Origin of the sequence: Sphingobacterium sp. MYb388, assembly GCF_037479535.1 — a bacterium.
Taxonomy (GTDB): domain Bacteria; phylum Bacteroidota; class Bacteroidia; order Sphingobacteriales; family Sphingobacteriaceae; genus Sphingobacterium; species Sphingobacterium anhuiense.
Window position 1 is genome coordinate 226,660 of the sequence record NZ_JBBGYV010000004.1, and the last position, 13,724, is coordinate 240,383.

Below are 13,724 nucleotides of genomic sequence, written 5' to 3' on the forward strand. Positions count from 1 at the left end.
AGTAAATTACTTTTTAATTAACATGAAAAAGGGTGGCCAATAAGGCCACCCTTTTATCATTAACATTTTTTATTCTTATTTCCAACCTCCACCTAAGGCTTTGTATAACACTAATTGATTTAAGATCTTTTCTTCTAGAATATTGACTTGCTCAATTTGAGCCGCAAGGGATTCTCTTTGACTGGTGATGATCTCTAAATAATTAATACGGCCTGCCAAAAATAAATCATGAGCGGAATTTACGGATGATTCTAAAGCAACGACTTGTTCATTTTTGTGCTGAAAGCGTTCAATAATATGATCTTCTGTCAGCAAGGCATTGGATACTTCGTTATAAGCCTGTAAAACAATCTTCTCGTAATTCAAGAATGAAATACCATAATTTCCTTTGTACTGTTCATACTGCGTCTTTAATTCTCTTTGATTAAAAATCGGGGCTGTAATGCCACCGAATAAACCGTAAGTTGCCGATTTATTGATGTCAATCAGTTTATCGAAGCTAAATGAATTTAAGCCGATAAAAGGAGATAAGACTACTGCAGGTAAAAAAGCAGCTTTCGCAGCATGAACTTCATGCATGGCCGAAACCATCTGATGAGAGGCTTCGCGGATATCTGGTCTCAGTGCAAGCATTAATGCAGGATCTCCAGAAGCCAATTTATCAAACAGGTGTACTTCTTCCAGCTGAATTGCAGTACGTTCAATAGGCTGATTCACACGTCCGATAAGGAAATTGATGTGATTTTCGAGAATACTGATTTCTTGCTTCGTCTTAGCACGATCTGACTTGGAGTTTGATAGAATAGCTTTAAACTGCTGAACAGCTAATTCGGTCGCTCGACCCGCTTCTTTTTGTACTTCAATAATAGCTAAGGCTTTTTCCTGCAGTTTTAGATTTCTTTCAAAGACTGCTAACTGATTATCCAGACTGATGAGCTGATAGTAGGCAGAACCAATATTGGTCACCAATTCGGTCGCAATCAATTGCTTTGCTTCAAGCTGTGCTAGATAATTCTCGTACGATGACTGTCTCAGATTTTTTAATTTGCCCCATACATCGATTTCCCAAGAACTGCGCAGTCCTACAAAATAATCTGGAATAGCAGGTGATGGAATCTTTTCGTCTGATTTTAAGTTTTCTGAAAAGTTACTATCGTAGTTACCAATGCCTTCTTCGGTATAAAAGCCATACTTTGTCAAACCTGCGCCAACTTCAGCATTTACTTTTGGAAATAGCGCAGCTTTTTTCTGTTTGAAGCTTGCTTGAGCAATCTCAATACGCTTTATCGCCATTTGTAAATCATAGTTATACAGTAATGCTGAATCCACAAGGGCAATCAGTTTTTTATCTTCAAATACTTTTCTCCAAGAAATCTGACCTATCGAACTATCGGTTTGCACATTTGCCGGTGAAAATTTTTCGGGCAATGCTGTCGCTTGCATCGGTGTCAGCTTTTTAGGAACAGAACAGCTCGATATTAAAGTAACAGCAAGCACAACAGAAACTACTGTTGCTAATTTCTTCTTCTTAACTTTTGTTGTTCTTTTTGAACAGAGAACATAAAGTGCAGGTATAATCAAAACACCGATTATGGTTCCGATCAACATACCTCCAACGGAAGCGGTACCAATTGTTCTGTTACCGATAGCACTTGCTCCAGAGGAGAACATCAATGGAATAAGTCCCGCCACAAAGGCAAATGATGTCATTAAAATTGGTCTTAGACGTGCTATCGCACCGTCGATCGCGGCCTCCACAATGGACATGCCCTGTTTGTTTTTGAGTACTGCATATTCGACAATCAAAATGGCATTTTTTCCTAAAAGCCCAATCAGCATGACGAGTGCGACCTGTGCATAAATGTTGTTTTCTAATCCCAATAACTTTAAAAATAGAAACGCTCCGAACATACCGGCGGGAATACATAAGATAACAGGTAAAGGCAAGAAGAAACTTTCATACTGCGCCGCCAATAGTAAGTAAACAAACAATAGTACTAAGGCGAAAATGTAAATAGTCTGATCGCCAGAAGCAATCTGCTCTTTAGTCATACCTGACCATTCAATACTATAGCCTTGCGGTAAGCTCTTCGCAATCTCCTGAATGGTTTCAATTGCTTGTCCGGTACTGAATCCAGATGCCGGCTGCCCATTGATCATGGCGCTTGTAAACATGTTATAGCGTGTAATCTGTTCCGGTCCAAATACGCGCTTCATCGTAATAAAGGCTGAGTAAGGAACCATTTCGCCATTATCGGTTTTCACAAAAAGATTTAAAACATCTTCGGGCTGTTTCCGATAATGTGCGTCTGCTTGCACCATTACTTTATACATCTGTCCATAACGAATGAAATTGGTGGCGTAGAAGCTGCCCATAAGTGTTTGCAATGTATTCATTGCATTATCCACAGATATTCCTTTCTTGGCCGCTAAATCGTAGTCAATTTCCAACATATACTGCGGAAAGTTAACGTCAAATCCTGAGGAAACGCTTTCTATAGCTTCGCTGGCGTTTAGTTTATTCATGAATTCTTCCAATACAACAGCCGTTTTATTGAGATCTTCAGTTCCTGTTTTATCCAGTAAACGAACCTCAAAACCTGCGGCATTACCAAAACCGGGAACGGTAGGCGGAGGGAAGAACTCGATCTGTGCATCTGCGATATGTGCTGTTTTTTCTTTGAGTTCATTCATCACATCATCAACTGTCTGCGCACGGTCTTCCCAAGCTTTTAAATTGATCATTCCCATACCGTAGGATGAACCTGATACTTCTGTCAAAATACTATATCCGGCAAGAGTTGATACCGTTTCTACGGACTCTAAACTTCTTGATATACGATCTACTTCATCTAACGCTTTCTCTGTTCTATCAACTGTGGCTCCTGGAGGTGTTGTTACACTGACATAGACCATACCTTGATCTTCCGTGGGAATAAAACCGGATGGTAGGATCGCACTTGTTCCCCAAGTTGCTACAAAAGATAATACCAGAACAAGTACTGTAAGTCCGCGACGGCTTACGGTTTTCGATAAAAATCCACGGTATTTTCCAGCTAATTTGTCGTAAGCTTGATTGAATTTTTTAAAGAAACGTGTCATCCAGTTATTTTTCTCTTTCTGATCGTGCGGATTCTTTAACATGATCGCACAAAGTGCGGGTGTTAATGTCAGGGCATTGATGCCGGAGATAATAATAGCTGAGGCCAATGTGAGCGAAAACTGTCGATAAAAAATACCGACGGGTCCATCAAGGAAGGCCACGGGTATAAATACGGCTGACATGACCAAAGTGATCGCAATTACAGCAGTACCCACTTCTTTCATTGCCGCTAACGTAGCTTCCATAGGTGGAAGATTTTCCTCTTCCATTTTGGCAAATACGGCCTCGACGACGACAATACCATTGTCAATTACAATTCCGATCGCTAATACGAGTGCAAATAGTGTCAATAAGTTGATGGAGAATCCGAGCATCTGCATACAGAATAGTGAACCTATCAAACTCACCGGAACAGCTAAGATCGGGATCAATGTCGCTCTAAAATTCTGTAAGAATATAAATACGACAATAAACACCAATAAGAATGCCTCAAGCAGGGTTTTGATAACACTGGATATCGATGCATCTAAAAAGCGGGAAACATCATAACCCATTGTATATTTCATACCTGCCGGGAATGTGGCTTTTTGTAATTCCGCCATTCTATCTTTAACACGTTTGATAACATCTTGTGCATTGGATCCTGGCAATTGCTTTAACATGATGGAAGCCGAAGGTCTACCGTCAGTTTTAGAAACCATTTCGTAATCTAATGAGCCGAATTCGATCTCAGCAACGTCTTTTATACGGATAATAGAACCATCTGCATTTGCCCGAATAGGTACATTGGCATATTCTTCCGGTTCCGAGAATTTTCCCGGATAACGAAGTACATACTGTTGCATATTGACCATTTTATCCGAGCTTATACCCGTTTGACCAGGGGCAGCTTCGATATTTTGTTTACGAAGGGAAGCAATTAGTTCGTCGGTTGAGATGTTGTAAGCCGCTAACCGATCAGGTTTAACCCAAACACGCATCGCGTAATCACGCATACCCATAATCTGAGCAAAACCAACGCCTTCAATACGCTTCAGTTCCTTTAAAACATTGATATCTGTAAAATTGTAAATAAAGCGTTCATCAGCAGTTTCATCTTCAGTATACAGATTGAGATACATCAACATACTGTTTACCTCTTTTTCTGTGGTAACACCTGCGCGTGTCACTTCCTCGGGAAGCTCATCTAATACTGTTGTTACCCGATTCTGCACATTTACTGCGGCAATATCGGGATCAATTCCAACTTTAAAAACGACTTGAATGAGTGTTGTTCCATTGTTAGTGGAAACGGTATTCATCGAGGTCATACCTGCAACACCATTGATCGCACGTTCCAGCGGAATGGCAACAGCATTGGTACTGACTTCCGCATTTGCTCCTGTGTAATTTGCGGTAACAACGACCGATGGAGGGACAATATCTGGAAACTGGGTAACAGGTAGTGTAAATAAGGCCAATAATCCTAGTAACGTTATAAATAATGAAATTACCAACGATAGGATAGGCCTTTTTATATAAACATCAAACATAAAATATTTTTAAAACAAAGTTTTTATAACTTAACAGGGATTACTTCCACCTTCATACCATCCTTCAAGGATTGTACACCTTCGTATACGATCTGATCTGTATCAGACAAACCTCCATTCACGATATAGTAATGCCCGACACGTTGGCCAGTTTCAAAAGATTTCATCGAAACAGTTTTATCTTTATTTAAGATATAGACGTAAGTTTTATCCTGAATTTCAAAAACAGATTTTTGATGTACAAATTTGGTGTCGCCGGTCTGTATTGGAACAGAGATTTTACCTGAAGCACCATGCTTTAACATGCCCTGCGGATTTGAAAACCTAGCCCGTAAAGATATTGATCCTGTGTTCTTCTCAAATTCACTCTCAACAATGGATGCCTTTCCAGGATATGGGTACGGATTACCGTCAGCGAGGATCAGTTTTACATCTTTGTTAAAAGAGTCTTTGTTAAACGATGAGTCAGATACAATACTTAAGTACTCATTTTCGGAAATGTCAAAGTATACATTTACTTCGTTAAGTGAGGAAACAGTCGTCAGTAAAGAACCTTGCTCTAAGAGTGATCCTTCTTTTAGGGGAATACGATCAATCTTACCATCAAAAGGAGCACGTACTAATGTGAAATTCAACTGCGTTTTAGCTTGTTGCATGATCGATCTTGCTTCTTCGACCTTTGACTCCGCAGCTGTATATTGTAATTTAAGTAATTCGACTTCTGTTTTACTTACGATGTTTTTCGCGGCTAGATCTTTTGTACGTTCTAACTCAAGAACCACTTTTTTGACATCTGTAAGTGCTGCATTAAAGTTGGCTTTTGCGCGCGCATAATCGGCTTTATATTCTTCATCACTGAGTCTGAACAATACTTGACCTTTCTTTACTGCAGCACCTTCATCCACATAGATGTGTTCTAAAAAGCCACTTAAACGTGATCGAAGTTCAATATTTTTGACTGATTGGATATCAGCAATATAGTCTTTGTAAATTGTGGTATCCATAACAACTAAATTGGATACAGGTACTTTTTTAGGAGCTGTACTTACCTGTTTATCATTGCTTTTGGCTGTGCAGGCAGATAAAATCGCTAGGCATGACAATGCATACCAAGACATGGAACGTGTTTTCATATAAAAAATAAAATGTTAACGAATAGAATAAATCAATATAAAATATTGATTATTAGAAAATTAGACTCTTAAAATCTAATTTAAAATTAAAAAATAGGGCAGGGGGTAAACTAGAATAAACTGTATCGGTAGAGATACTGATAGTAACCTGATAAGCAGGCATTTTTCTTACTGTAAAGCGGGTGCTTTTTCTGTTTTAAAATTGATAATGCAGAATAAACAAGTCCCAGAACGAAAATAAAAACGGATAAAATCTGAGGATTAAAATTGAAAATACGATAATCGTCAAACTGAACTTCAGAATCTTTTTCAGGAACTTCAATGGGAATATCCAACACATCGTCAAGAACAAATTCAAGTAATGAATCTCCGGTAAAATATTGTGTGGAAATATTTGATGCACGCGTATTGGTATTGACGCCAGCCTGATAAAAAAGGATGTTCAAGTAACCAAATAATGCCAAGAAGTGAAATATTTTAATCCACATAAAAAACAAATATATAAAATCAAATAGTTATGCTGGAACAACCACATAAATATTACAAAAGAAAAACATTGTCTTAATATTTGATGTAGCTGTATTTTATCAAAATTCCTAATCGCTGAGATTTTAATAAAAAAAAATGAACGGACAATTGTCCAGATAATCAAAATCTCAGAGATGGTTTTTTAGAATATAATTTCGCTGTTTTTTGTAAAATGTCCGAATTTAAAAATTTAATGAAATTCACATTTTTCATTTCGATTATTGATCGATCCATTTCGACAGGAAATTTGTGAACAGTTTTATTTAGAGTTCATCTTGTTTGAATTGTATTGAAGTTAGCCACATAAGATGAACAGTAATATGCAGGTGGTATTTTGATTAAGTCATATAGATCAATATTGATTGATTCTTTAGCACAATAAGCCTTTGGTGGTTATATCACATGAATAAGGGTCTTGTAAATAAAATATTTCCACGTATAAATGAAACTACCGCCATTATATGGAGCCCTTGTAAATGAGCATATTATTAAGTCATATAATTTATATTATGTTAAATAGAAATTTTATGATCATCCCCTGCATACATTTATATCTAAAATTTGTTTACCAAAAATGACTATTTCGCAACATCGTATTTAAGTTCATCTAGGTGTTTTTTAACAAATTATTACTGCGCTATATCAAGCTACTACAGTACAATTTATAATCTTCAGAATCTTTTGAAGAATGGTTTTATACGGGATTTTGATTCATCTATGACAGCTAGGTATATCAATGTCGATTTCATTTCTCTACTGCTATCAGATTGATTCTTTTCGATTCATAATACCGTTATATGCTATTGAATATCATGCTTTTATTTTGTAAATTAGATCATCAATGTATCTGTAAATGTGTAAATCGTATGAAAAAATCAAAATGGATTATAGACTCTGCCCACTCCTCGGTACAATTTCGTATTACTTATTTGGTAATAGCCTCTATTAGAGGAAGTTTTAACACTTTTAACGGTTTCGCTGAATGGGGTGAGCATTTTAAAGAAGCCTCTATACAATTTAATATTGATGCAAACAGTATCAATACAAATGTGGAAGAAAGAGATAAACATTTGAAAAGTGCTGATTTCTTTGATACAGCACAATACCCGACAATTTCATTTAAATCCACTAGTTTTAAAAAGATTAAGGGTGAGAAATTTAGATTGGAAGGCCATTTAACCATGCATGGTCATACAAAATTGGTGGAGCTACAAGTGGAATATAATGGTAAAATAATTGATCCACAAGGTCAGGAAAAAATTTCATTTGAGGTGACCGGAAAAGTGAGCCGATGGGAATTTGATATGAAATATAATTCAGTTTTAGAGGCTAATAGTCTCTTGATTGATGAAGATATTGATATTTCAATTCAATTGTTACTCAATAAAGAGCAATAAATTTATTATTTTGCGTGTGTAAATTAAATACTGTATCAAAATGGCACACGAACTTTTGGCAAAACTGGCGAATAAAGAAATTATTTTTTCAGATGTTTTGAACTACATAGCAGCTCGTTATGAGCACACTCCTACTGCATTTACGAATGGAAATCAAGTAAATCAAGAGACGGAAAATCAAGGCAGTGCAAAGATTCTTGCTTTTGCTAGTTTAAACAATTTAGATAAAGATCAGACTCTTGCCCTATTTGCGGAGCATTATGAGGTTGTTTTAAATGATCCTGATGGTGATAATCATCAAAACATACGTCAATTTATGATTAGTGGCTGGGATGGCGTGTCGTTTAGCGGTGTTGTTTTAACACTGAAATTAGAGGCCTGATAATAAAAAAGCCGTTATTTTCATAACGGCTTCTTTTAAGCAATAAAACTTGGAACTTGTCATTGATTAATGCGAATGTTCTCCGGAATTAGTCATTTTGGCTAATAAAAAGAATGCCCCTTTTTGAACAATCTTCGTATGTTCATCTAATTCTTTTATAGGAGTAATTGCGGTATATCCTCTTGAGGAAACTCCTTTAACAACCGGAACTCTTTCATATTCGTTACCTACTTCTCCATGGTTGTGGTCCGCATGATCTTCGTGACTATGGGTATCAGCTTCTTTTGGTTCTGATCCATGTACTTTATGGTCTTCCTTTAATATGAAAATGTAATCTTTACCTTCGGCACTTACAATACAATCTGTGGGAACAGCAAGTGATTTTTCATCTCCAATAACAACTGTACCTTGAACCTGCATGCCATTAATAAGTCCTTCTTTGTTGCCTAAAACCTGGGCATGAACTGCGATTGCATTGGTCTCTTTTTCAAAAGCCTGTCCGAGCTGATCTATTTTTGCTTCATATGAAGCATTAGCGTTGTTAACAGGAGAAAATAGAATTTTTTGCCCTTTTTTCACTTTTGAGAAATCTTTTTCATATACATACATATCCACATGCAATGCATCATTATTGACAATTTCTAAAATTGGCGAAGACGCCTCGATACGCGTTCCAATCAATCCTTGAATCGAAGCCACCACTCCCGAGATTGGCGCCTTAATCGTAATTTGTGAAGAAATGTGCAAAGACCCTCCTCCGGATGACAGCTGTCGTGACAAACTGTTCTTTTGAGCTTTCAAATTGGCCAGTTCGACCTCAACTTGCTGTAGCTTTTTTAAAGGTGCAGCGTTTCCTTCTACTAATTCCTTCTGACGGTTGACTTCAATCTGAGTTAATGAAATCTGATTGTTAATCAGTTGTAATTGCTCTTGCATTTTAATCAGATCTGGATTGAGCACTTTTCCTAAAATCTGTCCTTTCTTAACAAAATCTCCCGGTCTAGCGTAAAGTTCTTCTAAGACTCCACCATATACAGATGTCACGTAGGCTTTTTTATCATTCGGCACATCAAGCACACCATTGAGTACTAAACCATTACTTAGCATCTGATAGGATAAATTTGTATAGGTTAATCCTACCTGCTTTTCTTGGGCTACTGTCAATGTAAGCGCCTCTTCCTCATGCTCTTGCTTCCCTTTCTCTTCTGTTTGCTGTTTTTCAGTTGAAGTATTGGTTTGACATCCTAGAGCGATTACGCTACTAGCAAAAAATAAACTATATCGAATTAAAAACTTTAGTTTCATGATACTTAATTTGAATGGTAATATTGATATTGAATCACACTTTGATTGTACGCATTCAAAGCTGTTAGGTAATTTATTTTTATATCAATGGACTGTGATAGAAATTGGATAAGATCTGCGTAACTGATTTCACCACTTTGATAGGCTAAATTGGCAGCTTTCATAATGCCCTCGGATTGCTTTAATCCTGATTGTTCATAAAACTGCAATTGCTTCTCATTTTTGGTGATTTCCTTCTTTGCATTACCTTGTTGCGCTGTAAGGCTTATTTTCAGCTGCTCCAATTCTTGTCTTTCTATTGCCGTCTCCAATTCAGCTATTTTAACTTTATTATGGTAATATTTATTAGAGAATAAAGGCATATTCATCGTTAGTGATATACCGGTAACAGGATTCCGTTGTCCCCAAAGTTTTTGGGAGAAAGCTCTACCAGAAAAATCTGGCAACTTGGTTTTTTGCTCCATTTTGGTATTTGCTTCAGCCATCTCTATCGATTTCTGCTGTATTTTAAGCAAAGGATGATCACCGATTGAATCTGGCAATTGAAAAGCACTTATTTTTTGCAGCGCACTCTTGATCGGTAAAATCAAGTTGTTGTTATTTAATAAAACGCTGAAGTTTTGTGCGGCAATGGCTAAATCCTGCTCATTTTGTAGCATAATGGTTTTATTTTCTTGCCATTTTGTTTCTGCCGCCATCTGCTCCAAACCGGCCGCTTCCCCTGTTTTTACCCGAAGTTTTGCGGATTCAAATAATTTTTGATGGGTACTGTCCAGCTGTAGAAAGAAAGCTTGTCTAGCTTCTAGATAAATAAGCTGATAGTAATTTAAAGATACATCCCTTATCAGTTGTTTTTTCGCATCTTCTCTTTGCTCCAAAACCATTTGGGCATTCTTTTTTAAAAATTCTTTTCTAGCCTTATAAAACCCTGGCCAGGCGAAATCTTGACTTAACCCAACTTTCCATAATCCATTTGGCTCTAAAGGGGAGAAATCTTCATTCTCTACAAAAATTCCTGTTTTGCCATCGAAAGATTTCTGTTGGTCAATCTGTGATTTTTCAAGTTCTAATGCCGTGTTTTTAAAATTGAGATTGGCGTCCAAAGCTTGTGCTATAGCTTCTTCCAATTGAATCCTTTTTGGATTTTCTTGCGCTAAACTTATTGTAGAAAGTGATAAGAAAGCCAGCACTAATGATGTTATGATTGTCGATTTCCCTATTTTCATTTTCTTAGTATTAAAAAATAAGACATATAAACAAGGTAATACAAAAAGTGTCAAAAAGGTTGCAGACAACAAACCTCCTATGACAACTGTTGCCAACGGTTTTTGTACTTCTGCTCCAGCTCCTGTACTTAGAGCCATTGGTAAAAACCCTAATGAAGCCACTGTCGCAGTCATCAACACTGGTCTGAGTCGAATTTTTGTCCCTTCCCATACCCGCTCAAATACATCGGAAATTCCTTCCTTCTCCAATTGATTAAATGTGGAAATTAAAACAATACCATTCAGTACAGCTACTCCAAATAATGCTATAAACCCTACACCTGCGGAAATACTAAAAGGCATATCGCGGATTAATAGTGCAAATACTCCACCTATTGCACTCATAGGTATGGCTGTGAAAATTAGTAAGGATTCTTTAATTGACCTAAAAGTCAGGTAAAGTAATATAAAGATAAGCAACAATGCGCCCGGGACTGCCAGTGCTAATCTTTTAGAAGCTGCATTTAGATTTTCAAATGTCCCACCGAAAGTATAGTAGTAACCTGTTGGCATCACATCCATCTTTGTCAGTTTTTCCTGAATCTCATTTACTACTGAAGTAACATCGCGCTCTTTTATATTAAATCCGATCACGACAAGTCTCTTCCCTGATTCTCTGCTGATCTGTGCAGGGCCATCTTTTATACTAATTGTTGCCAGTTGGCTCAATGGAATCTGATCTCCATCCCCAGTTAAGACTGGTAGGTTTTCAACATCGGCCATTGACGTTTTATATGCGCTATCTAAACGAACAACAAGGTCGAATTTCCTTTCATTCTCATATATCGATCCTGTGCTTGTGCCAGCGAAAGACATAGCAATAACTTTATTTAAGTCCTTGACTGTTACGTTGTGCAGGGCTAACTGTGTTCTGTTGTAAACAATCGAGATCTGTGGTAGCCCTGTTGTACGTTCAATCTGTGGTGCTGAAGCTCCTTCAACACTTTGTACAACTTGACCTACACGACTTGCAATCGTTGCAAGTGAGTCTATATTTTCACCAAATATTTTTATGGCAACGTCCTGTCTCACACCTGTCATCAATTCATTAAATCGCATCTGAATAGGCTGCGATGCTTCAAAGAATACACCTGGAATGACGGAAAGTGAATCAAGCATGCGCTCTGCTAGTCCCGTATATGTATCCCCGGATTTCCATTCTGACATTGGTTTCAAGGTGATAATCATATCTGTTGCCTCGGGCGGCATTGGATCTGTCGGGATTTCGGCACTACCTGTTTTGCCTACAACAATTTTTACTTCGGGAAATTTTTTAATAATTTTCGCAGCCTGCATGGATGTTTCTATACTCTGTGAGAGTGAAGATCCTTGTGGTAAAATACAATGAAATGCATAATCTCCTTCTTGTAATTGCGGTATAAATTCACTACCCATTTTACTAAATAGGAAGCCGGAAAAACCTAAGAGTGCTACTGTTAATAATAATAGTGTTCTTCTTATGCGGACAGCCTTTTGAACTAATGGTGCATACCATTGTTGCAATTTGGCCATCATCTTATCGGCGAAAGTAATTTTGTGGTGAGGCTTTTTGGATAAAAACAGTGCACTCATCATCGGTATATAGGTGAGTGATAATAATAGCGCTCCTATAATGGCAAAGCTAACGGTTTGCGCCATAGGGCCAAACATTTTCCCTTCGACCCCTACCAGTGTTAATATGGGTATATAGACAATGAGGATAATAATTTCACCAAATGCGGCGCTATTTCTGATTTTTGAAGATGATTGGTATACTTCCTCATCCATCTCAGCCTGATTCAGGACATGCTTACTTTTTCTAAGCCCCAGATGATGCATAGTTGCCTCCACGACAATTAAGGAGCCATCGACAATTAAACCGAAATCGATAGCGCCCAGACTCATAAGGTTGGCACTTACCCCAAATAAACGCATCATTCCTAATGCAAACAACATTGATAATGGAATTGCCGAAGCTACAATTAAGCCTGCTCTCAGGTTTCCTAGAAAAATGACTAAAACAAAAATGACGATCAGGGCACCTTCAATCAAATTTTTCTCAACCGTTCCAATAGCACGATTAACCAGATCTGTTCGGTCTGAAAAAGCTTCAACTACAACATCTTGAGGTAGAGATTGTTTAATTCTTTCGAGTTTTTCCTTTACTGCTGCGACTACTTCTGCGGAGTTCTGGCCTTTTAGCATCATAACAATGCCGCCTACGGCTTCTTTTTCTCCATTATAAGTCAGTGCACCATAGCGTACTGCAGCACCTTCACGTACTTCTGCGACATCCCTAATATAAATAGGGAAGCCATTTTTATTTTTTACGGCAACATTGCCGATATCTTCCATGGATGTCAAAAGACCAATACCCCGTATAAAATAAGCACTGGGTTTTTTATCTATATATGCGCCACCTGTGTTTTGATTATTTTCTTCCAGGGCTGCAAATATTTCATTGATTCCGACACCGGTAGCTTTTAATTTATAAGGATTAACAGCAACTTCATACTGTTTTAGTTTTCCACCAAAACTATTGACTTCAGCAACACCAGGCGTTCCATATAGTTGTCTGGCGATAATCCAGTCTTGCATTGTTCTGAGATCTGTGGCAGTATACTTTGATTCAGCCCCTTTTGCAGGATGAATAACATACTGATAAATTTCACCAAGCCCCGTACTAATCGGCGCTAATTCTGGACTTCCGAGACCTTCCGGTATATTTTCCTTTGCTTCCTGCAGTTTTTCGCTGATCAATTGCCTTGCAAAATAAATATTGACATCATCGTCAAAAACTGCGGTAACAACTGAAAGTCCAAATCTGGATATCGAACGTAATTCTACCAGATCCGGTAGATTTGTTAATTTTTGTTCGATCGGATATGTGACGAATTGCTCCACCTCTTGCGTTGCTAAGGCCGGAGAGCTTGTGATTATTTGTACTTGATTATTGGTAATATCTGGGTTAGCATCTATGGGAATGTGCAATGCACTCCATAGTCCCCAGATGATCCATATCAGTGTAAAGAGTCCGATAATAATTTTATTACGGATACTGAACCTGATGATTGCGTTCAACATAATATTTTACTTAAAA

At 37.6% G+C, this 13,724-nt stretch carries 7 protein-coding genes; 2 read left to right on the plus strand and 5 right to left on the minus strand.

Annotation, left to right across the window (positions count from 1 at the left end; genetic code table 11):
* Positions 1–75: 75 nt before the first annotated feature.
* The 3 genes from WH188_RS14765 to WH188_RS14775 all read right to left on the minus strand — a co-directional run bounded on the left by WH188_RS14765 (position 76) and on the right by WH188_RS14775 (position 6,256).
* Complete coding sequence (locus WH188_RS14765) at positions 76–4,635, minus strand: efflux RND transporter permease subunit (RefSeq protein WP_339424254.1); 4,560 nt, start codon at positions 4,633–4,635, stop codon at positions 76–78.
* 23 nt (positions 4,636–4,658) lie between these two features.
* Complete coding sequence (locus tag WH188_RS14770) at positions 4,659–5,753, minus strand: efflux RND transporter periplasmic adaptor subunit (protein WP_339424255.1); 1,095 nt, start codon at positions 5,751–5,753, stop codon at positions 4,659–4,661.
* 125 nt (positions 5,754–5,878) lie between these two features.
* Positions 5,879–6,256 (minus strand): hypothetical protein, encoded by a 378-nt coding sequence (locus WH188_RS14775; RefSeq protein WP_132839778.1) that lies wholly within the window; start codon positions 6,254–6,256, stop codon positions 5,879–5,881.
* Positions 6,257–7,162: 906 nt separating this feature from the next.
* Between WH188_RS14775 and WH188_RS14780 the strand changes: the two genes are divergently transcribed.
* Positions 7,163–7,693, plus strand: a complete 531-nt coding sequence (locus WH188_RS14780; RefSeq protein WP_031287132.1) for a YceI family protein — start codon at positions 7,163–7,165, stop codon at positions 7,691–7,693.
* 40 nt (positions 7,694–7,733) lie between these two features.
* Complete coding sequence (locus tag WH188_RS14785; RefSeq protein ID WP_339424256.1) at positions 7,734–8,075, plus strand: HopJ type III effector protein; 342 nt, start codon at positions 7,734–7,736, stop codon at positions 8,073–8,075.
* 66 nt (positions 8,076–8,141) lie between these two features.
* Here the strand turns inward: WH188_RS14785 and WH188_RS14790 are convergent, their stop codons facing one another.
* On the minus strand, positions 8,142–9,380 hold the full coding sequence (locus tag WH188_RS14790) for an efflux RND transporter periplasmic adaptor subunit (RefSeq protein ID WP_339424257.1): 1,239 nt from the start codon (positions 9,378–9,380) through the stop codon (positions 8,142–8,144).
* A gap of 5 nt (positions 9,381–9,385) precedes the next feature.
* Complete coding sequence (locus tag WH188_RS14795) at positions 9,386–13,708, minus strand: CusA/CzcA family heavy metal efflux RND transporter (protein WP_132768228.1); 4,323 nt, start codon at positions 13,706–13,708, stop codon at positions 9,386–9,388.
* Positions 13,709–13,724: the final 16 nt, after the last annotated feature.

Coding starts and splice junctions, on each gene's coding strand:
- WH188_RS14795 (WP_132768228.1), bottom strand. CDS start 13,708: ATGTTGAACGCAATCATCAGGTTCAGTATCCGTAATAAAATTATTATC.
- WH188_RS14765 (WP_339424254.1), bottom strand. CDS start 4,635: ATGTTTGATGTTTATATAAAAAGGCCTATCCTATCGTTGGTAATTTCA.
- WH188_RS14770 (WP_339424255.1), bottom strand. CDS start 5,753: ATGTCTTGGTATGCATTGTCATGCCTAGCGATTTTATCTGCCTGCACA.
- WH188_RS14790 (WP_339424257.1), bottom strand. CDS start 9,380: ATGAAACTAAAGTTTTTAATTCGATATAGTTTATTTTTTGCTAGTAGC.
- WH188_RS14780 (WP_031287132.1), top strand. CDS start 7,163: ATGAAAAAATCAAAATGGATTATAGACTCTGCCCACTCCTCGGTACAA.
- WH188_RS14775 (WP_132839778.1), bottom strand. CDS start 6,256: ATGTGGATTAAAATATTTCACTTCTTGGCATTATTTGGTTACTTGAAC.
- WH188_RS14785 (WP_339424256.1), top strand. CDS start 7,734: ATGGCACACGAACTTTTGGCAAAACTGGCGAATAAAGAAATTATTTTT.